Source organism: Aestuariibacter salexigens DSM 15300, from assembly GCF_000429145.1.
Classification (GTDB): domain Bacteria; phylum Pseudomonadota; class Gammaproteobacteria; order Enterobacterales; family Alteromonadaceae; genus Aestuariibacter; species Aestuariibacter salexigens.
Genome location: NZ_AUBH01000010.1, coordinates 1 through 22,570, shown reverse-complemented (window position 1 = coordinate 22,570; position 22,570 = coordinate 1). Strand labels below are relative to the sequence as shown.

Annotated in this window: 14 protein-coding genes and 1 tRNA gene; 4 read left to right on the top strand and 11 right to left on the bottom strand. The window is 49.7% G+C overall.

The features are described 5' to 3' along the window. Nucleotides 1–35 precede the first annotated feature (35 nt). The 7 genes from putA to G441_RS0112975 form a co-directional block, all read right to left on the bottom strand. Complete coding sequence (putA, locus tag G441_RS0113010; protein WP_026376759.1) at nucleotides 36–3,839, bottom strand: bifunctional proline dehydrogenase/L-glutamate gamma-semialdehyde dehydrogenase PutA; 3,804 nt, start codon at nucleotides 3,837–3,839, stop codon at nucleotides 36–38. Nucleotides 3,840–4,221: 382 nt separating this feature from the next. Further along, nucleotides 4,222–4,758 carry a PEP-CTERM sorting domain-containing protein gene (locus G441_RS19935; protein WP_240485141.1) on the bottom strand — a complete coding sequence of 179 codons (537 nt, stop codon included), beginning with the start codon at nucleotides 4,756–4,758 and terminating at the stop codon, nucleotides 4,222–4,224. 743 nt (nucleotides 4,759–5,501) lie between these two features. Further along, a tRNA-Leu gene (locus G441_RS0112995) sits at nucleotides 5,502–5,588 on the bottom strand. 143 nt (nucleotides 5,589–5,731) lie between these two features. After that, a complete protein-coding gene (locus G441_RS0112990; protein ID WP_034475135.1) occupies nucleotides 5,732–6,409 on the bottom strand; it encodes a 3'-5' exonuclease in 678 nt (225 codons plus the stop codon). Then, the gene (locus G441_RS0112985; protein ID WP_026376756.1) at nucleotides 6,406–8,244 is read right to left on the bottom strand and encodes a DUF294 nucleotidyltransferase-like domain-containing protein; all 1,839 of its coding nucleotides are present in this window, start codon (nucleotides 8,242–8,244) and stop codon (nucleotides 6,406–6,408) included. Before G441_RS0112985 ends, G441_RS0112990 begins: the two co-directional genes overlap by 4 nt. A 78-nt stretch (nucleotides 8,245–8,322) precedes the next feature. Next, entirely contained in the window at nucleotides 8,323–10,029 is a 1,707-nt protein-coding gene (locus G441_RS0112980; RefSeq protein ID WP_026376755.1) for a sodium:solute symporter family protein, read from the bottom strand. A 4-nt stretch (nucleotides 10,030–10,033) separates the two neighbouring features. After that, on the bottom strand, nucleotides 10,034–10,300 hold the full coding sequence (locus G441_RS0112975; protein ID WP_026376754.1) for a DUF4212 domain-containing protein: 267 nt from the start codon (nucleotides 10,298–10,300) through the stop codon (nucleotides 10,034–10,036). Between the two features lie 257 nt (nucleotides 10,301–10,557). On the opposite strand from G441_RS0112975, the gene G441_RS0112965 reads away from it, so the two are divergent. After that, a complete protein-coding gene (locus G441_RS0112965; protein ID WP_026376753.1) occupies nucleotides 10,558–13,995 on the top strand; it encodes a PAS domain-containing hybrid sensor histidine kinase/response regulator in 3,438 nt (1,145 codons plus the stop codon). A 275-nt stretch (nucleotides 13,996–14,270) separates the two neighbouring features. On the opposite strand, the gene G441_RS0112960 is transcribed toward G441_RS0112965, so the two are convergent. After that, on the bottom strand, nucleotides 14,271–14,918 hold the full coding sequence (locus G441_RS0112960) for a response regulator transcription factor (protein WP_026376752.1): 648 nt from the start codon (nucleotides 14,916–14,918) through the stop codon (nucleotides 14,271–14,273). A 13-nt stretch (nucleotides 14,919–14,931) separates the two neighbouring features. Then, nucleotides 14,932–16,875, bottom strand: a complete 1,944-nt coding sequence (gene acs / locus G441_RS0112955; protein WP_026376751.1) for an acetate--CoA ligase — start codon at nucleotides 16,873–16,875, stop codon at nucleotides 14,932–14,934. 284 nt (nucleotides 16,876–17,159) lie between these two features. On the opposite strand from acs, the gene G441_RS0112950 reads away from it, so the two are divergent. Then, nucleotides 17,160–18,332, top strand: coding sequence for a DcaP family trimeric outer membrane transporter (locus tag G441_RS0112950; RefSeq protein ID WP_026376750.1), 1,173 nt, complete (start codon nucleotides 17,160–17,162; stop codon nucleotides 18,330–18,332). Between the two features lie 59 nt (nucleotides 18,333–18,391). Here the strand turns inward: G441_RS0112950 and G441_RS0112945 are convergent, their stop codons facing one another. Continuing rightward, the gene (locus G441_RS0112945; protein ID WP_026376749.1) at nucleotides 18,392–19,444 is read right to left on the bottom strand and encodes an aldo/keto reductase; all 1,053 of its coding nucleotides are present in this window, start codon (nucleotides 19,442–19,444) and stop codon (nucleotides 18,392–18,394) included. Between the two features lie 69 nt (nucleotides 19,445–19,513). Here G441_RS0112945 and G441_RS0112940 point away from each other — a divergent pair, with 69 nt between their 5' ends. Further along, a complete protein-coding gene (locus tag G441_RS0112940) occupies nucleotides 19,514–20,383 on the top strand; it encodes a putative RNA methyltransferase (RefSeq protein WP_026376748.1) in 870 nt (289 codons plus the stop codon). Then, nucleotides 20,380–21,192, top strand: a complete 813-nt coding sequence (locus tag G441_RS18650) for an MBL fold metallo-hydrolase (protein ID WP_051275592.1) — start codon at nucleotides 20,380–20,382, stop codon at nucleotides 21,190–21,192. The genes G441_RS0112940 and G441_RS18650 overlap by 4 nt, the downstream gene beginning before the upstream one ends. Nucleotides 21,193–21,701: 509 nt before the next feature. On the opposite strand, the gene tuf is transcribed toward G441_RS18650, so the two are convergent. After that, a partial coding sequence (gene tuf / locus G441_RS0112930) for an elongation factor Tu (protein ID WP_026376747.1) occupies nucleotides 21,702–22,570 on the bottom strand: 869 nt, incomplete at its 5' end.

The following is a 22,570-nucleotide window of genomic DNA, read 5'->3' as shown; positions in this document are numbered from 1 at the left end:
CATCGGATTTTTTTATCAGCATCGAGCTGTACTTATTATTCGTCGTCCTCAGACAGGGTCATCAGCGTCGTGTTACCGCCTGACGCAGTAGTATCGATACTGACGGTTTTTTCCACCATCAAACGTGTAATAAGCGTATCCGGATACTCGGCAGCAATCACAGGTAGAATAGGGCCGTCGCGCTCAGCCAGCTGCTGACAGAAGTAACCAAGACGAGCACAGTTACTGTCTACCACCGTACCGGATACGCCGTCGTGGTGTAACAGGGCGTTGAGTTTGTCATGTTTGACCACCTGCAACACGCCTTCTGCCACGCCGCACTGGATCAGCTTTTCTTCGATAGCCTTGGCTTCTTCGAAGAACTTGTCTGATACCGCGCTAATAACCGTATTACCTACAGCCATGGACGATACGATCGCCATCAACCAATAACTAAACGTGGTGTCCTGGTCTGCGTAACACACGACGATGCCGCGCGGCTCGTGATACAGGAGGTTCGATTCACCCGTTGGACCAGGCAGTACGGTAACCTTTCTCAACATCTTCTCAATGCGGTTTAGCTGGGCGCGTGAATCAGCCAGCGATTTGGACAAGTCATCCGCCAGTTCATCGACAATCTCAACGGTGGCAATTTTTGCCAGCAGCTGTCGCATTAATGACACACGGTCATTGAGCGCAGTCGTGCGCCAGATTCGAGTGACTCGCTGTGACTTATCCATGATTTCGTCAATATGCGACTGCGCCATATCCATCTCGACCATGTCGATGTTGGATTTGGTCTGATAGCCAATCTCATCCTCGTCAGGCGTGTGCTTCTCTTTCAATAAGCGGCTTAAGTAGTTTGGTCCACCTGCTTTTGGCCCTGTGCCGGACAATCCACGTCCACCAAAGGGCTGCACACCCACGATAGCGCCAATCATGTTGCGGTTGACGTAGATGTTACCGGCATTGATGCGGCGCGACAGATCTTCTGCGCGATCTTCAATGCGGGTATGAATGCCGGCCGTCAGTCCGTACCCGGTATTGTTAATTTGTTCCACTACATCATCTAGCTCAGAGGCTTTAAAGCGGATCACGTGTACAACCGGACCAAACACTTCTTTTTCGAGCACATCGAGGCTTTCAATCTCATACAGACGTGGTGCAAACAGATTATGTTTGTCGTTCGGCATGCTTGAATATTGGCACTCATACAGCAGCTTACCTTTGTCCTTAAGAAATTCGACGTGAGCGTTCAATGTATCCAGTGCTTTTTTATCGATGACCGGACCAACATCTGTGGACAAGTATTGCGGGTCACCAACGCTTAACTCGTGCATGGCGCCTGTGACCATCTCAATGACGTCGTCAGCAATGTCTTCCTGCAGGAACAATACACGCAGGGCGGAACAGCGCTGGCCTGCACTCTGGAAACCAGACCGGATAACATCGTCACATACCTGCTCAGGCAAAGCAGTGGAATCGACGATCATACAGTTTTGCCCGCCCGTCTCGGCAATCAGTGGCACCTGCTGTCCACCGCGCTTTGCCAGCAATCGGGAAATCAAGGTTCCCGTCGCGGTTGAGCCGGTAAACATTACCGCCTGGATACGCTCATCGGTAACCACATGTTCGCCCACTTCTTTACCGGGTGACAGAATCAGCTGCACCACATTCTCTGGCATACCCACAGCCTTCATTAACGTCAGTGCACGCATAGCGATCAAACTGGTTTGTTCGGCCGGTTTAGCAACAACGGTATTACCCGTTACTGCGGCTGCCACCACCTGTCCGAGGAATATAGCCAGCGGGAAGTTCCATGGACTGATACACAGCACAACGCCGCGAGGTTCCAGCCGCTGGTCCTGCGTGACTTCTTCCGCACGCGCCGCATAATAACGGCAAAAATCAACCGCTTCGCGCACTTCATCAACACTGTCCGCCGTCAGCTTGCCCGCTTCTTTAATACACAGCGCAATAAGCTCATCACGGTGCCTTTCCAGAATATCTGCAACACGTCGAAGGAAATTAGCGCGTTCCGTCACGGGTAGTGTTGACCACTCTGCAAACGCTTTTTCAGCATTATCGACGATGGTACGCATCTGTTCGGGGGTATGATATTCCAGCTCCCCTACCACTTCGTCATGATTAGCCGGGTTGCGCACATACACTTTGCCATCTTCGGTTTTATCCAGCGTCCTGACATTGTCTTTTGCCCAGTTATCAAGGCTCTCTTTGAGTGGCAGCAGCTGATTAATATCGGTTACATCCAACCCTTTCGAGTTAGCACGCTCGTCACCATAAATGTCTTTAGGCAAGGTAATGTTGGTATTGCGTTTGATACGCAGCTCTTGCAGTTTTTCTACCGGATCGGGTAGCAATTCTTCAACAGGTTTGTTGTCATCAACAATAGCGTTAACAAACGACGAGTTCGCGCCATTTTCAAGCAGTCGGCGCACCAGGTAAGCAAGCAGATCTTCGTGTTGTCCCACCGGCGCATACACGCGGCATTGCACGCCTTCTTCTTCGACAACCTGGTCGTACAGTGACTCACCCATGCCGTGCAAGCGCTGGAACTCAAAACTGTCCTTATCACCATTGGCCATTTCCAGAATGTTGGCAACGGTGTAGGCATTATGCGTAGCAAACTGCGGGAAAATCACATCCCTTGCTGCCATCAGCTTTATTGCACAAGCTTTGTAGCAGACATCAGTCGTGGCTTTGCGCGTGAAAACCGGAAAATCGTCCAGGCCGTCTACTTGAGTATCTTTAATTTCACTGTCCCAGTATGCGCCTTTTACCAAGCGCACCATCAATTTACGGCCTACGCGACGCGCCAGTGCTTCAAGCCAGTCGATCAGGAAAATCGCACGCTTTTGATAGGCTTGAACGGCCAGACCAAAGCCTTCCCAACCGGCCAAATCTTCATCGGCATATACGGTTTCGATGACATCAAGAGAAATGTCGAGACGGTTTGCTTCTTCGGCGTCAACAGTGAAGCCAATATCGTACTCTTTGGCCGCCAGTGCTAATTCTTTCAGGCGTGGTACCAGCTCATTCATCACCCGATCACGATGGGTAAATTCAAAACGAGGATGAATGGCAGACAGCTTTACAGAGATACCTGCACTTTTAACCGGACCTTTGCCTTTTGCCGCTTTGCCTAATGCATGTATCGCCGTCATATACGCATTGAAATAGCGATCGGCATCCTGCATTGTACGCGCGCCCTCGCCGAGCATGTCATAGCTGTAAACATACCCTTTTGTCTCTGTATCTTTTGCTCGCTCTATCGCTTCATCGATGGTGGTGCCCATCACAAACTGCTTGCCCATTATTTTCATGGCGTAATGGACAGACGAACGGATAACCGGCTCACCAAGGCGACCAATGGTGCGCTTCAAGATACCAAAATGTTCTTCTTTACTGCGATCGGAATAGTTGACCACTTTACCGGTCAGTAGCAGGCCCCAGCTTGAGGCATTGACGAACAACGAATCACTCTGACCGAGGTGATGGCTCCACTCGCCCTTGGTCAGCTTATCTCTGATCAGCGCATCCTGAGTCGCTTTGTCTGGCACACGGAGCAGGGCTTCGGCCAGACACATCAGTACTACCCCTTCTTCTGAGGAGAGAGAGTACTCGTTCAGCAGAGCATCAACGCCGCCTTTTCCTTCTTCCAATTCACGAATTTTTAATACCATCCGACGTGCGCGGTCCCAGGCCCGCGAACGCGCTGAGTAGCCTACTTCGGCGAGAGGCAGGATATGCTCGATGACCTGCTCTTCTTCAATACGGTAAAAATCGCGAATTTGCTGGCGCAGTGCGCAGGTTGTTGAAAGATCGGTGTTGACTAGCATTGACTCTCCAACTGAAAAAAGTGCTTGTAACGACAAGCAAACCATATATCGACAACAGCCAAGCCTTGCGGCAAGACTGGATCCATATAATTCAAACCAGTGTGTTCATTCTGAACCAAGATTAATAGTGCCAGGCTCATACACACAACAGACACGATCTGTATCATTCCTGTACAGATGGTTCAACCGAAGTCGGACAATCGAAACCTGAGAAGTGTTTTCTATTGTTAACGTTGGCGGCGCGGAAAATACATGAGTGTTTGTGAAAATTCAATCACTGTGAGTGGGGTTTTGAGTCGTTATCTAAAACTCAGATAAAAGTGCTCATTAGTGCGTAAGAAAGGGAGCATAAACGCTCCCTTATAAGAATTAGGCCACGAGCTTATTTTGCGAAGCGGCGAGCCCCGAGTCCTATTAACCCCAGCGCCAAGATTGCAAGTGAAGATGGCTCAGGCACGCGAACAGTTAGATTATCAAGCGCTCCATAATTAAGTCCGGAGTCGGATTTCCCGATGAATCGTAACTGAGTTTCGGTGAGTACTGATGGGTCGTATACGACACTTAACGTGTAGCTGCCTGACACATTCCTTAGGATTCTCCCATCATCGATATTTTGCCAGTCAACGCCATCAAAATACTGAACATCAAACCAACGGGTATTCCAACGATCCCTGTTGCCAACAGTTGCATAATCGAAATCGATAAATAATGTATCAGTCCAACCTATAAGTGCGAACGTTAGCGTTTCAATGATCCCAGGATTACTCCCTATTCCTATGTGAAGTGCCGTTGAGCCGTTTAACGGATCATCAGAGAGAAGCGTATTCCCAGAGAAAGACCATCCTCGGTCTTCCAGTACTGACTGCTCAGTATCAAAGTCTTCCGTAAAAATAAGTGTTGAATGAGCAGAATGGCTCATAACTATGCAAAATAAAAATGTCACTATCCACGAGGGATGCGTTTTCAGTAACTTCATTACTACCTCTACTACAAAAGTTTACTCAAAATTATTTTTATTATTTTTTAAACGCATTCTGCGGTGAGGAATAAGCAAAAAATAAACCAGTTTTATTTTTTTCAAGGCGCTCAGAGAGTTATTAGACTTTAGTCTAAGTGACTCCAACGAAACTGTAAAAAAAGCCGACACCAGAGTGACTATTTTTCAAGCAATAAAGAGAGTTAGATTACTTCGTATTGAGTTTAAAAGAATGAGCTTTATGCTCACTCAAGCCTCAACTATATGAACGGTAAAGACCTTGTGTTTGAAAAGGCGCGAACAGATAGCGTTAATTAGCAATCCGTCCCTGGTGGACTATACCAGGCTGACCTTCCTGGTCAGCCGCTCGTTCCAATCCGAGTGAGGTTAACTCACTCGGATTCTTCTTCGAAGACCGGAGCCTCACCCTATGGGCGGGACCGCCTCGGACGCATAAAAGAAAAGGCCTCGTCGATGACGAGGCGCAAATAGATAGCGTTAATTAGCAATCCGTCCCTGGTGGGTCATACCAGGCTGACCTTCCTGGTCAGCCGTTCGTTCCTATCCGAGTGAGGTTAACTCACTCGGATTCTTCTTCGAAGACCGGAGCCTCACCCCATGGGCGGTACCCGCCTCGGACGCATAAAAGAAAAGGCCTCGTCGTTGACGAGGCCTTTTCTTTTGTATGGTGCCCAGGGGCGGACTTGAACCGCCACGCCCTTTCGAGCACTAGCACCTGAAGCTAGCGTGTCTACCAATTTCACCACCTGGGCAGAATTCTTTCAGCGCCACTCTGTGACTAGCTGCTATTCTGTGCAAATCAAGCGCTGCTTGACTTGGGACGCGAAAGATACGTGTTGTCCGGGCGCTTGTCAATACATTATAGCGGGGTCTAATTAAGTTTTTTTGCAGTTGCTTAACTATTCAGCTGATGCACGTTAATAGCGCCGCTGTGCATCAGATCGGCGAGGGTTATTTGTCCCTTTGCATCAAGTTGATAAAGTTGAGCAAACAGCAGCTCCAGCGTAGCGACGGCATCGTCCAGCGCGTTGTGAGCGGGCGCCAGTGGCAAATCATGTCGCTGTCTGCACACTGTCAAAGTGGCGCTGTTGGGCGGCATCATCTGATGCTGCTTTTGCAACTGGTATACCGCCAGTTTTAACGTATCTATGGTCACGACAGGCGGCATTGTCAGACCAAATTGTCTGATAAGTCGGAACAACACCCCCATGTCCAACGTCACGTTATGTAACACCCATACATGGTTATGAGCCTCCTGTATTAGCATTTGTAATGCGTCCTTAACGTCTTCTCCAAGCGCAATGGTCTCGGCGGTCAGACCATGAATAACCGGACTTTGGTTCAGGCTTTCAGTGGTGCAAATAACAGAATAATGACAACTGGCTAGATCGAGGCAGTTGCCCTGCCCCTTTACCCAGCCAATTGAGGTAATGTTTGATGTACTGATGTCCAGAGAAGTGAGTTCCAGATCAATACCAATGAGCGGGAGCTCTTTTATTTTTATGTCCTGCCATTGTACAGGAATGGCCGAAGCCGGATTGAGCCATTGCTGAATTCGTGACAGTAGACTCAATTTACTCCCCCACTGAACTTCATCACTGCCGCCTGCTGCGCTCTTTCAATAGCTTTGAATGCCGCTTTTAACTGGTGTTTTTCGATCGATGACAGATCACTGACGCGCACATAATTATCGGTTACGCTATTTTGCAACTGATGTCGCCAGCGCAGTCGGTTTAGAAACAACCAGATGTCGCGCAGATTGTCAGCATCACGAGGACTTAACCCTGCATTCTCGGGCAGGTTAGCAAGACGGGCCAGCGTTGCGGGCATTTTTAATTCGTTCGCCAGGGCATATAAACGCACAAGGTTATTAATTATCGCCACCGCCTGCTTCTTAATATCAATACTATCTTGTACATCACGGCCTTTGGCATATACAAACTTCTGAAACATGGAGAGCGGAACACTGGCTTCATTGGCATGGCGGGCCAAAGCAGCGAGAAACATGTTCTGTTTTAGCAGCGGTGCACGGGCTGACTGCATTCGATTAAACAGCGACATATCACCCGCAACCGCGCGCGCATCGAGGAAGATATTAAAGTGCATAATGGCTTCTTTGGTAGGCTGTCTGACCCAGCGCTTTGCTTCTGCGATAGCGTCATCAATGCTCAGGCGCAAATCCGGATTGGACGCCATAATGTTGCCGTCACAAAGCTTGATGCCACATTTTCCGAGGCCCTGACAAACATATTCGGACATCTGCCTGAAGTACTCAGCCTGTTGCTCATCTGGTTTATCAGCCAACAGCAACGCATTGTCCTGATCAGAGCCCATGGTCTGGTCTTCTCTGGCCTGTGAACCGTACACTATCCAGCAATACGACATTGGCGCACTGCCATGCTGTTGCTGAAAAAATGTGATCAGTCTGCGGGTCATTATATCCGTAGCCTGCGACAGCACTTTGCCAGCAATATCGAAATCTCCAAGTCGCTTGGCATGGGTGGCAAGATAATGAGGCATTTGCCACGAACAGCGGGTAAGTTCGTACAGGTTTTGTGCTTTCGATAGCTCGCCAATAATAAATAGCACATTGCTTTTCTGGTGACGCACAATGTCAGAGGCCGTTATCATGCCTAGCGGACGTCGGGACATCTCATCAATGACGGGAAGGTGATGTATGTTGCGTTCACTCATAATGGATAACGCATTAAACATGGTGCGATTATGTCGTATGCGGGCAGGGTCGCGAGTCATGATAGTACTGACTGGCTTGCCCATATCCGCTCCAAGTGCAACCACGCGATTACGCAAATCTCTGTCAGTGACAATGCCCACCAGCTCGCCCTTTTCGGTGATAAGGAGGGATGAAACACCTCGCTCAGACATGACAGAGGCTGCCTGTTGAATTGTGACGTTGTGCTCGGCCGATACCGCATCCCCGCTTATGACTTCAGCCAGCGGTTTGTATAACCACATTGAATTGGAATCTGATACCGCCTGATTTTGCAATTCCTCTTCTCTGGCCCCTTTGAAAAACTGGCTAAAACTGGCGGAATGCTTGATTAATGTCGTGAAAGTTTCACCGTCGATACAGTACACCAGCCCCGGGCTGTCTACGCTTAATTCGATGGGGTAATCGATGCGGTCCAATAGGCCACTGAAACCAAAGTAGTCGCCCTCGCTTACATGTCGCTGTGCCCCATCAGAGTCTTTCACTGAATATTGGCCGCTATGGATTAAAAACAATCTTCCCTGCTGTTCAGCCAACAATTCCTGTTTATTTTCCTCAGTTAAATAAATCACCCGCGTGTGCTGCGCCGCACTAATACGGTGTTTTTCATCCACACCATCAAACGGCGCTGAACTTCGCAGGAACTCCAGGGCTTGTTGTGGGGCTACAGCATTCATGCGGGGTGATCTCCTTTACTTCGCCTTAACCGAAAAGCCCGGCAAACGCCGGGCCTTGACATCTTACAGTTTGCATCCCTAGTGGGCAGACGCTTCGCCAGCACCTTTAGGATAGCGGATATCTTCTACCAGCTGCTGGATTTCTTCTGGTGCCTCTCCGGTAGCGCGATATACCACGTACGCAACACCAAAGTTAACCAACATACCCAGCGTACCAATCCCTTCTGGCGAGATCCCAAACCACCAGTTGGCGGGCACATTCGCGGCAGGATTGACGAACTTGAAGTAAATGATATACGCGGCAGTAAAGGCGATACCTGAGACCATACCGGCTATTGCACCCTGCTTGTTCATCTTCTTCATAAAGATACCCATAATAATGGCCGGGAAGAAGGAGGACGCTGCCAGACCGAAGGCGAATGCCACTACCTGCGCGACAAATCCGGGCGGGTTAATACCGAAGTAGCCTGCGATACCAATCGCAACTGCTGCGGCCAATCGCGCATAAAACAGCTCCTGCTTATCGGTAATATTGGGCGCCAGATTTCGTTTCAACAGGTCGTGAGAGACTGATGTTGATATGACCAGTAACAGACCCGCTGAGGTTGATAGCGCCGCGGCAACACCACCGGCCGCTACCAGGGCAATCACCCAGGCTGGCAGGTTAGCAATCTCAGGGTTAGCCAGTACCATGATGTCACGGTCAACTTTCATCTCATTGCGCTCATCACCCGAGTAGAACATCTTGCCGTCACCGTTTTTGTCATCCCAGCTGATCAATCCGGTTTTCTCCCAGTTTTTGATCCAGGTGGGGGCTGATGCATATGGAGTGCCCTGCTGCTCAACGCCGTTGATGGTTTCAATCATATTGACCCGGGCAAATGCAGCCAGCGAAGGCGCAGTAGTGTACAGACCAGCAATAAAGATCAACGCCCAGCCAGCACTCTTACGCGCATCGCGTACTTTTGGCACCGTAAAGAAACGCACGATTACGTGAGGCAAACCAGCTGTTCCCACCATTAACGCGGCGGTAATAAAGAACACGTCAATCATGCTCTTACTGCCGTTGGTGTACTCATTAAACCCGAGTTCCACCGATAGCCCGTCGAGTTTCTCTAACAAGTACATCCCCGATCCGTCGGCGAGCGTGGCGCCAAAGCCTGTCTGTGGCAGCACGTGACCTGTTACCATAATGGAAATAAATACAGCAGGGACGATATACGCAAAGATCAATACACAGTACTGCGCAACCTGCGTGTAAGTGATCCCTTTCATGCCACCCAATACCGTATAGAAGAACACGATAGCCATACCAATCACGACGCCAGTGACGATATCCACTTCAAGGAAGCGGCTGAAAACCACACCAACACCACGCATCTGACCCGCCACATAGGTGAAGCACACGAATATGGCACATACAACAGCCACGGTACGGGCCGTCTGTGAGTAATAACGATCACCGATAAAATCAGGTACGGTGAATTTACCGAACTTACGCAGGTAAGGTGCCAAACACAGCGCAAGTAGTACGTAACCACCTGTCCAGCCCATCAGATACACTGCACCGTCGTAGCCCATAAACGAGATAAGACCGGCCATAGAAATGAAAGAAGCTGCAGACATCCAGTCGGCTGCGGTGGCCATACCGTTGGCAATCGGATTTACTCCACCACCGGCGACATAGAAGTCGTTAGTCGAGCCAGCACGCGCCCATACCGCGATACCGATGTAGAGAAGAAATGTCGCGCCGACGACCAGGAATGTCATCATTTGTAAGTCCATGTGATTACTCCTCGTCTACGCCGTATTTTTTATCCAGTGCATTCATCTTTGCCATGTAGACAAAAATCAGCACCACGAATACATATATGGAGCCCTGCTGAGCGAACCAGAATCCGAGCTTGAAGCCGAAAAATTGAATTGAATTCAACACGTCGACCAGCAGGATCCCTGCGCCAAAGGACACGGCAAACCATACCGCCAATAGGGTCAGCACCAGCGAGATGTTCTCTCGCCAATACGCAACCTTGTCTTCCTCGTTCTTAAATGCCATCTTTCGTTCCTCGTTCAGGTATCTGTGATGTAACGTTTTTTACATTTCCCTAACGCCGGCATTTTGCCCCTTTAGCAGACCAGCGATATGCAACGTGATGTAGTAAAAATTTCCCAAAATCGCCGCATAATCAGGGAGGTTGGATATACTGTAGACGTGCACGGTATAACTAGGAATGAGACCATGGTCGTACATCCCTACGACCTTGGTCTGACTGTGATAGAGTCGAGGTTGTAAACAAGTTGTTAGGATTTAACATGGCGTTCGGCTGGGTCTTTTTAGCCCTTCTCTATCTGTTTGGTTTGTTTTGGATTGCTCGCTGGGGAGATAAAAACTCGCACTCAGCGCGCTGGCTGACCAGTCACCCAGCCATTTATTCACTGGCACTGGCGATCTACTGTACAGCCTGGACATTTTTTGGTGCGGTAGGGTCATCCGTGCAAGACCCTTGGGGCTACCTGCCCATTCTGCTGGGGCCTGCCATTATCTACCTATTTGGCTATCGCTTTTTATACAAACTACTGCTGGTCAGTAAAAAGCAGCACATCAATACTATTGCCGATTTTATCGCTTCGCGTTATGGCAAGCGCCAGGCTGTTGCACTGCTGGTGACGCTTATCGCGCTGCTTGCAACCGTGCCCTATATCGCGCTGCAGCTGAAAGCCATTGGTTCGGCATTTCAACTGGTTTCAGAACAGGCCCACGGCGACCTTATTGTTGTGCTGGCAACCCTTTTTATTGCCATTTTCGCGATCTATTTCGGCACGCAGCAAACCGATGTCACCCAGTATCGACGCGGGTTGATGCTGGCCATTGCGTTCGAATCGACGGTGAAACTCTGTGCGCTGGTATTAGTTGCCGCCGTGGCATTTTTTACCTGGCACAGCATGAATGACCAGCCGATCATGGCCACCTACACGACGCCCGAGGCCATATCTACTTTGCAGACAGTGCCTTTCTGGGCGCAGACCTTGATGGCAGGACTTGCGGTAATCTGCCTGCCACGTCAGTTTCATGTTGGGTTTGTTGACAACGTCAACCCAGAGCACTTAAAAACAGCTCGCTGGCTCTTTCCCCTGTACTTGTTCATCACAGCATCAGTGATCCCGATTATTGCCGTGGTTGGGTCGGGCTTATTCGCCGGCACATCGATAGAGCCAGATAACTATGTCCTCAGTGTCGCCATTTTCTCAGAGTCGGCATTGCTGAAAATGCTGGTATTTCTCGGTGGTCTATCGGCGGCGACCGCCATGATCATCGTTGCCACACTGACCCTAAGTACAATGCTCACCAACGACGTGGTGTTGCCTAAGTTGCTGGCACTCAAACAGCATGAACATAAGACAGCAAGCTACACCAGAAAAATTCTGATCATCCGGCGGGTGATTATCGGCCTGATACTTATGCTCGCTCTGTTGTATCAGCACCAGATGGCGAATAGCCGGACGTTGGCATCGATAGGCCTGATCGCGTTTTCTTTGGTTATTCAACTGATCCCCGCTATCGTCGGCGGGCTTTACTGGAAATGTGGCCATGCCCACGGCGTGTATGCGGGGTTATTGGTAGGCTTGATAAGCTGGGTGTTGTTTTCGATTCTGCCCATGCTCGGCGAGGGCGTGACCTTGCAGGCCCAGACCGATATTCTGACGCAGGGTGCCATCATCAGTCTTGTCGCTAATGCGGTAGCGTACATAGTATTTTCCTTATGGGCACAGGCCCGATTGATAGACAGGATCCAGGCCGAAGCCTTCGTTTATCCTGCCGAAACCCGCAGCAACGCCATTAAAAAGCACAATGAGAGTGTCACAGTGGGCGACCTGTTGACCCTGCTTACGACCTTTATGGGCAGCAGTCGCTGTGAACAAATCATCGAAGAGTTTGAACTTCGTACAGATAAAAAGCTGCAGGATAACGAACATCCTGACCAACAATTTCTGGCATTCTGTGAACGTGCATTAGGCGGTGTTATCGGTGCGTCCAGTGCTAAAGCGCTGATTGATAGCGTGATCCGCGGCAAAAAATTAGATTTTGCCGAGGTGATCAACTTTTTCGACGACACCACACAGGCCATGCAGTTCAACATGACCGCGCTGTTAACCTCGCTGGAAAATATCGATCAGGGGATCAGTGTGATCGATAAAAACCTCAAGCTGGTCGCCTGGAACAAACGTTACGCATCGCTTTTCAATTATCCGCCAGAACTGTTGCAGGTAGGCACACCGATAGAAAAACTGGTGCGCTACAATGCTGCTCGGGGAGAGTGTGGGCCCGGTGAGCTTGAAGAAATTGTACAAAAGCGACTAGATCACCTGCAAAAAAGCAACCCGCATCGTTTTACTCGTCAGCGCAGTGACGGCAAGGTGATTGAGATGACGGGTAACCCTTTACCGGGCGGTGGATTCGTCACTACGTTTAATGACATTACCGGCCATATAGAAATCCAGCAGGCACTGGAAGAATCCAACATTGACCTTGAACACCGAATCAAAAAACGTACCGAAGAAGTGCACTCCATCAACGCTGAGCTGCGTTTAGAAATTGAACGACGGGCCGAGGCAGAAAAAGAGCTGATAAGAGCTCGGCAAGCTGCTGAAGAAGCCAATGCCAGTAAGACACGGTTTTTAGCTTTGGCAAGCCATGACATATTGCAACCTCTCAATGCGGCCAAACTCTATACCACGGCGCTTCAAGAAGCCGAGTTGAGTGACAACAACAAACAGATCCTGCGTAAACTTAACGACAGCGTGTCATCGACGGAAGCGCTGATTGCCACCTTGCTTGATATCTCCCGGCTCGACCAGGGAGAGATGCGTCCCAATATCGAATCGCTCGACCTGAGTGCCGTGCTTGGCCCGCTTATTGATGAATTCAGCATGCAGGCACAGGACAAAGGGTTGCAACTCAACGCTCGGTTACGCCACTACTGGATCAAAGCGGACAGAACCTTTGTGTACCGCATCGTACAAAACCTGCTGTCAAATGCACTGAAGTACACGGCAGAAGGAAAAATTCTGCTGACCGCGCGCAAAGTGAATGAGACGATCATCGTTCAGGTTCGCGATACTGGTATTGGCATTGCTCCGGAACAACAAAAAAAGGTATTTGCCGACTTTTATCGCGCTGAACAAGGTATGGCTCATGGTGTCGGGCTGGGGCTAGGGGTCGTTACCAGACTTGCTGGTCAACTGGGGTGCAAAGTGGAAGTGGACTCTGTTCCCGGCAGAGGCAGCTGCTTTTCTGTTTCATTACCGGCGTGTCCAGCGGGGCTAAGTGCCGCACCGCAGAAGCGTAAAAGTGATGCAGCATTTGATGGCCTTCGTGCCCTTTGTGTCGACGATCAGCGGGAAAATCTGGATGCCATGCAAACCTTACTGGAAAAATGGCACATTGATGTGACTGTCACTGACAACTGGGATGAGGCCCTGTCGCTCGCAGCTTCAAGCGATCCACAGGTGTTGTTGATAGATTATCAGCTAAGTGAACAGCATAACGGTCTAGACCTGATTGACACGATTCGAAAACGGCTGGATAGCGGGATTCCAGCGGCACTGGTCACTGCCAACCGCGAAGAAGAACTGATAGAAAAATGTAAAGCACAATCTGTGAACTACCTGAATAAGCCGGTAAAACCCGCAAAGCTGAGGGCATTGTTGCAAAGTATGACGCGACAGGTGAAGAAGTTGCCGACGAAATAGATGCCCGCCCAAGAGCACCGCGGGCATGACAACGCCCCTTTTCGTTGTACCCGCCAACTCTTTCATCTTACCCGCGAAGGCGGGTATCTAATTGAATCATTTGTTGAAAGATGCCCGCCCAAGAGCATTGCGGGCATGACGACGCCCATTTCTGTCGTGCCCGCGAAGGCGGGTATCTAATCGACTCATTTGTTGAAAGATGCCCGCCTAGGAGCGCCGCGGGCATGACAGATCCTCGCAAATACGGGCATGACGGGTTAGGTAGCAGGCGGTGGTCAGCTCGCTTCAGGCGGCTCTAGCTGCAGTTGAGACGCGATCAATACCGCCTGGGTACGATTGTTGATCCCCAGCTTTCTGAAAATCGCAGTAACGTGGGCTTTTACTGTCGCCTCTGCAATATCCAGATTGTATCCAATTTGTTTATTCAGCAAACCATCGCGCATGTAACAAAGAACTTTGTATTGTGATGGTGTTAGGCTGGCAACTTGATCGGCCAGCTCAGAAAAGGCATCGTCAACCTCTTCAATTTTGTCTGACAGCCCCTCGGGCAGCCAAACATCACCGTCCATTATCGCATTAATGGCTTTGGCGATATCATCTGCGCCTGTGGTTTTAGGAATAAACCCTAATGCACCTACACCAACGATTTTGGAAATGATAGTAGGATCTTCGGTGCCGGACACCACCGCCACAGGCACATCAGGATACAGCTTGCGAATATGCAACAAACCAAACAGGTCATTGCTGCCCGGCATATGTAAATCCAGCAGAAGCAAGTCGACATCGTGCTTTTCAAGCTGGGAAACGGTCTGATTCAGATCGCCCGCCTCAAGCAAAGTAAGATCGGGCAAGGAGAGCGACAACGCGCCTCGTAATGCATCACGATATAGAGGATGATCGTCAGCAATCAGCAGCGTTGTCATTTATTCTCCGTATTTATTTATTCAAACGCTCCTCGATGAGTGTATCAACGACGGAAGGATCTGCCAACGTTGAGGTATCGCCTAACTGCTGATGTTCATTGGCCGCGATTTTACGCAAGATGCGACGCATAATTTTCCCTGAGCGTGTTTTGGGTAATCCCTTGGTCCACTGGATCAGATCGGGGGTAGCAATCGGACTAAGCTCCTTTCGCACCCAGGCTTTCAGCTCCGCGGTTAGACTACCGTCCGCGACTACGCCTTCATTGGCAGTCACATAGACATAAATCCCCTGACCTTTGATATCGTGTGGATACCCGACCACTGCTGCCTCCGCTACCAACTCATGAGCGACCAGAGCAGACTCGATTTCTGCCGTGCCAAGGCGATGGCCAGAGACATTCAATACGTCATCAACCCGTCCCGTTATCCAGTAATAGCCATCTTCATCGCGACGGGCACCGTCACCGGTAAAATACACGCCGTTATAGGCACTGAAATACGTGTCAATAAAGCGGTTGTGATCGCCATATACTGTGCGCGCCTGACTCGGCCAGCTGTCCTTGATCACCAGGTTTCCTTCTGTAGCCCCCTGCAGTTCGTTACCATCAGCGTCAAATAGTGCAGGCTGTACGCCAAAGAAAGGGCGTGTGGCTGAGCCCGGTTTCAGCGTTGTACAACCCGGCAGTGGCGTGATCATTACCCCACCGGTTTCAGTCTGCCACCAGGTATCGGCAATCGGGCAGACATTGGTGCCAAACTCACGGTGATACCATTCCCATGCCTCTGGATTGATTGGCTCACCCACAGAGCCGAGCACATTCAATGACGATACATCGCAGCCCGATACCGGCTCTGAGCCGTGTGCCATTAACGCCCGAATAGCAGTAGGCGCGGTGTATAAAATATTGACCTTATATTTTTCGACAATTTGTGCCATGCGTTTGATGGAAGGGTAAATAGGAACGCCTTCGAAAAACACCTGGGTTGCACCATTGGCCAGTGGCCCATATGCCATATAGCTATGCCCGGTGATCCAGCCAACGTCTGCTGAACACCAGTAAATATCGCCATCCTGGTAATCAAACACATATTTAAAGGTCATCGCCGTATACAACAGGTACCCACCTGTTGTATGCACCACGCCTTTTGGCGCGCCGGTCGACCCCGATGTGTATAAGATAAAAAGCGGGTCTTCGGCGTTCATGATTTCAGGCTCACACTGGCCAGAACAATCTTCGATAAGCTCGTCCCACCACACATCAACGTCGTTGTTAAACTCAACATCGCCGCCCGTTACCTTGTGCACAACGACATGTGTAATAGAAGGGCAGGCACCGTCAGCCAAAGCAATATCGACGTTCTTTTTCAACGGAACGTTTTTCCCCGCACGTCTTCCCTCATCACAGGTGATCACCACTTTAGCGTCACAGTTGTTGATGCGGTCGGCGATTGCATTGGGCGAAAACCCCCCGAAGATCACTGAATGCACCGCACCGATTCGCGCACAGGCCTGCATAGCATAGGCTGCCTGCGGCACCATCGGCATATATATCGCAACGCGATCGCCCTTTTTAACGCCTAGCTTTTTTAACCCGTTGGCCAGCTTACATACTTCATAATGCAGTTGCTGATAGGTGATCTGTTCACTGTGCTCAGGATTGTCCCCTTCCCAAAAAATCGCTGTTTGTTTCGCTCGCGTTTTAAGGTGCCGATCAATACAGTTGTAACTGGCATTCAACGCGCCATCTTCAAACCACTTGATAGTCAGATTGTCGCGCGCGAAAGAGGTGTTCTTTATCCTACTGGGTGTTTTAAACCAGTCCAGTTGGTACAGCTGCTCACCCCAGAACCCTTCCGGATCGTTCACGGATTGCTGATACATCTTTTGATAACCATCTTCACTGAGATGGCTGCGCTGTCTGGCGGCTTCTGGAACCGTATACTGTTTAACTTCCATCTTGTGTCTCCACCTGTTGTGGCGCTTGTCCGTGTTTATCGACAAGGCACGAGATAATCAATCAACTACCCCGACACTCTAGCCCGAAAGACAAGAACTAAAATGAGACTTTGGTCGTACCGTGATGCCTTTCAAAAAGCCAATAAAAGTAAACTTTTCAACAACTAAGACTTTGGTCTTATAGACCATGAGCTTATTGGCAATTCGGCTAAGCTAGTCCACATTGACACCGTCTCGTTAACATTTTTAACACTTTATTCACGTACACATTGATGGATGGAATTATGATTTTCAGAGCAAAAAAAGCCGCACTCGCTGTGTCCCTGCTACTCGGAACAGGCGCTGTTGCAAGCACTGGGCTACAGGCCGCGACCCTGGGCGACACTAAAATATCATTAAGCGGGTATATCAAAGTTGATGCGATGTACTCTGATTTCAGCGAAGGCAATTTACCGTCTGGAAACATTGGCAGAGACTTCTACATTCCTAGTCTGACGCCGGTAAGCGGTGACGAGGAAGGAGCGGTATTCGATGCCCACGCCCGTCAATCTCGTTTTCGCTTTACATCCTCCACCTCTACTGAAACAGGCGAAGACGTGGTAGGCGTGCTGGAATTTGACATGCTGGTCACCCCTAATGGCGATGAGCGCATTAGTAACTCCTATACACCGAGAATAAGACATGCCTTCATCAAATATGACAAGTGGCTTGTGGGTCAGACGTGGACAACGCTGATGGATGTCGGTGCATTGCCAGATTCAGTCGACTTTATCGGTAACACTGACGGCACTATCTTCGGTCGTCATGTGATGCTGCGATACGCCAGCAATGGATTCGAAATTGCATTGGAAAATCCGGAAACAACGGTAACCCCAAATGGCGGCGGTGGCCGCATTGTCACAGATGATAATTCAGTACCAGATTTGATTGCTGCCTACACCATGAAGCGTGACTGGGGCCATGTAAAAGTGGCCGGTATTATGCGTCAGCTGGCCTACGATAATGGCACCAGCATTGACAGTACTGAAAGTGGCTTTGGTTTAGCCCTGTCAGGTAAGTTTAAGGTCGGTCAGCATGATGATATCCGATTTACCTTTAACACCGGCTCTGGTCTGGGTCGCTATGTCGCATTGAATGCATCCAATGGTGCAGTGCTAGACAATAACGGTGAATTAGACGCGATTGATACTACCGCATACTCAGTGTCTTACCGCCACGTGTGGAACGATAAAGCCCGCAGCAGTATCATCTATTCCGCGTTTGATGCAGACAATGATGTTGCATTGACGGGAGCAGCCGTTACGGACTCAACCAAAAGTGTAAGAGTCAACTACAAGCATTCATGGACCAAGGCGATTACCGTCGGTGCCGAATATACTTATGCAGAGCGTGAGACTGCTGGGGGACTCGAAGGTGATATGAATCGCCTGCAGTTTATGGCCCAGTACGCGTTCTAACTGACCTTGCACTTCGATAACGAGGCCGCTGATATTTGGCGGCCTTTATGATTCCGGCATTAAAACGGCATCGGATACTGTTTCAAAACCTCGGTGATTGCTTTGAGTTGCTCATCAGTTAAGCGTACTGAAAACGCCGCAATGTTCTCCTCAAGCTGTGCCATCGATGTGGCACCGATTATGGTTGAGGTGACACCATCCACCTGCCTGCACCATGCCAGCGCCAGAGTGGTGGGTGACATATCAAATTCACTGGCCAGCTGCACATAGCGTCGCACGGCGTCATTACTGATATCAGTATCTCTGAACAGTCCCTGTCGCTGCACCAGTGTCCAGCGAGTGCCTTCTGGTCTCGCGCCATCCAGATACTTACCGCTTAACGCGCCACCGGCAAGCGGAGACCACGGCAGATAAGCAATGTTTTCGTAAACACAGTTTTCGATCAGATAGGGCCAGTCTTTGGCATGCAGCAGACTAAACTCATTTTGAATGGATACCGGTTTTGCCAGGCCATGCTGTTCAGCCAGTCGAACATACTGGCTTATTCCCCAGGGCGTATCGTCAGACAGCCCCCAGTAGCGGATTTTTCCTGCCTTAATTGCATTATCGAGCGCAGTCAGAATATCCAGCATTTGTGCTGTCTGCTTTTCTGCGTCCTGCTTGGTAAAGCTGATCATGCCCGGCCAGTGCTTGGAGAAGTGCGGGGTGAATCGGTTTGGCCAATGCAGCTGGTACAAATCGATCACGTCAGTCTGCAGGCGCTTTAGTGAATCCTCTAATGCCAACGCTACCGTTGCGCCGCTTATAGGGCTGCCCTGACGTATGTATTTCAGCCCACTGCCGGCAATTTTACTGGCGATGATGAGGTCTTTTCGTTTCTCGGGATGCCGCGCCAGCCAGTTGCCGATAATTCGCTCGGTGTCACCATAGGTATCTGCATTCGGCGGCACGGGATACATTTCTGCACAGTCGATAAAGTTAATACCATTAGCAAGCGCATAAGCAATTTGCTCATCGGCATCTTGCTGGGTATTCTGGATCCCCCAGGTCATACTACCCAGACATATTTCTGAAACCTTGATCGGCGCGCTGCCAAGCTGATGATATTGCATAGGGTTTTCCACTTTGTGCGTGTTAGTCTTTACCATAGTGTAGCGGCAATCACAGTTCCGCCCAACGTCATGAAAATAGTACCTTTTGAAAAATTCGCCTGCCCGCTTGATGCCCTGCCTCTACAGCAGCATCACAATCGCTTTACCTGCTCCGACGGGCACAGCTTTGATATCGCCAAACAGGGCTATGTACACCTTTTGCCAATTCAGGATAAACGTTCTAAAGCACCGGGCGACAGCAAAGACATGGTGCAGGCTCGCAGCCGATTGCTGAATTCAGGGTTGTATAAAAGCGTTAGCGACAAAGTGAATACGCTTGTCACCCACTATTTGGATTCGAGTGAACACGCAGATTTGCTCGTATTAGATGCGGGCTGTGGGGAAGGTTACTACCTGACTCAACTACAACGGTCACTAACCGCCTCACACTGTTCATCACTAGTGTCACTGGCCGGTATCGATATTTCCAAACCTGCAGTGCTCCAGGCTGCCAAGCGTGAAAAAAATGATATTGCCTGGGCAGTGGCGACAAATCGTAATTTGCCTGTGATGGAGAACAGTCTTGATCTCATACTGTGTATGTTTGGCTTTCCGGTATTCGCAGAGTTTGCCAGCAAATTAAAGGCTGGCGGTGCCGTGCTGCTGGCAGAGGCCGGCCCAGACCACCTTATTGAGATCCGCAGACTCATCTATGATGAGATCAGACCCCATACGTTTCCCGCACATACACAAGCGGGTGAGCAGGGGTTGACCCTGGCGAACCAAGAGTCCTTGTCCTATGTTTCCGAGCCGCTTGATAATATGCAGCTTCGGGATCTGGTCAGCATGACGCCGCATTTCTTCAAATCAAAGCGGGAAAAACGTGAGCAATTGCTGGCCATGTCTAATATTCGTCTGACCATAGACGTCCACTTTCGATTATTTAAAAAGTCCAGATGAAAACACTCACCGTTACTCTTTTCTTGCTGTTGACAGTTAACACTACGCGCAGCATCGCCCATCAGCAGGGCCAACATAGTGATGTACACTACCTTGGGAACGAAGGCGTGATCGCGTCACATGGCGAGATAAAAGTGATGTTTGATCCTTTTTTTCATAATACCTTCGGAATTTATCAGGCTGTACCGGAGCGGCTACGGCAGGCGGTATTTGCGCAAACGCCGCCCTATAATGATATTGACGCCATTGTTATCAGCCACGCCCATGAAGATCATTTCAGCGCAGACGACGTGTTGGCCTATTTAGCACAACATCATGATGTCAGTTTGATTGCGCCACAGCAGGCCATAGAGCAGTTGGTCACAGACCCACGCTTTCAGGTCATGAAAGACAGAATTTACCCCATATCACTCGCATTCGGTGACACCCCTATCTCATTGTCGGTGGGAGAGCTTGCCATAGAAGCAGTGCGGATCCCTCATGCAGGCTGGCCATCGCGAGCTGATGTCGAAAATCTGGTTTTTCGTATTGGGTTAACTCAGGAGCTGACGGTGATGCATTTAGGCGACGCCGACCCAGACGTTGACCACTACCTACCTGTTAAAGAGCACTGGCAGAAAAAAAGGACAGACATAGCTTTCCCGCCTTACTGGTTTTATTACAACTTGGAAGGTAATGCGATTCTGGATGAATACATGAATATTGAAAACCATGTCGGTGTACACGTGCCGACCGAGCCACCAAAGTGGTTACTGAATAGTGGTAAGGCGTTCTTTTCAGAGCCGGGTACAAGTATAGAGATTGAGTAAAATTGAGGAGATTCCGGACATTTGCTGCGCAAATTCCGGAATGACGGTGATAGTTAGACATTCCCCGCGCAGAACAACCTCGTCATTCCAGTGAGCTCGACACCACGTCATTCCCGCATGCTATTGGCGGGAATCTCCAAAAACAAAAAATGCCGCATCTGCGGCCTTTTCATTTTCTTGGCGTCAAAAATTATTATTCGATAATTTTTGTATATGACCCACATGGACGTGGGAATGCCGAAAAAGCAGGAGCAGTTTTCGGCCAACACCGGCGCCAACAGTGAAGTTCATTCAACTTTACTACCAGCTTGATAACGTGAGCTTTAACCCATCCGTGGTATCTCACCCAGCCGGTACTTCCTGTACCGTCGTGCTTCACTCTCGGAGTGACGTTAAGTCACTCCTCACTCGCTTCGCTCACCGTTCATTACCCTTCGCCGGAAGCCCTGTAGCTGCGGGCATAAAAAAAGGCCACCGAAGTGACCTTTTTCAAGTACGGAAAGTGTAGATTATTCGATAATCTTAGATACTACGCCCGCACCTACAGTTCTTCCGCCTTCGCGGATTGCGAAGCGCAGACCTTCGTCCATCGCGATTGGTGCAATCAGCTCAACAACAAACTTCAGGTTGTCGCCTGGCATTACCATTTCTACGCCTTCTGGCAGCTCTACCGCACCTGTTACGTCAGTTGTACGGAAGTAGAACTGAGGACGATAGCCTTTGAAGAATGGCGTGTGACGGCCACCTTCGTCTTTGCTCAGTACGTAAACTTCTGCTTCGAACTTGGTGTGTGGCGTGATTGAACCTGGCTTCGCCAGTACTTGTCCACGCTCTACTTCGTCACGCTTAGTACCACGCAACAGAACACCTACGTTCTCACCTGCACGACCTTCGTCAAGCAGCTTGCGGAACATCTCTACACCAGTACAAGTGGTCTTCGTGGTCTCTTTGATACCAACGATTTCTACTTCTTCACCTACCTTGACGATACCCTGCTCTACACGACCAGTTACTACCGTACCACGGCCTGAGATTGAGAATACATCTTCGATTGGCAGAATGAACGGCTTGTCGATTGCACGCTCTGGCTCTGGAATGTATGAATCCAGTGCTTCACCCAGCTCGATGATTTTCTTTTCCCATTCTGCGTCACCTTCCAGTGCTTTCAGAGCTGAGCCCTGAATGACTGGCAGGTCGTCACCTGGGAATTCATATTCTGAAAGCAGTTCACGTACTTCCATTTCTACCAGCTCAAGCAGCTCTTCATCATCTACCATGTCACACTTGTTCATGAATACGATGATGTAAGGTACGCCTACCTGGCGACCCAGCAGGATGTGCTCACGTGTCTGAGGCATTGGGCCGTCAGTCGCTGCTA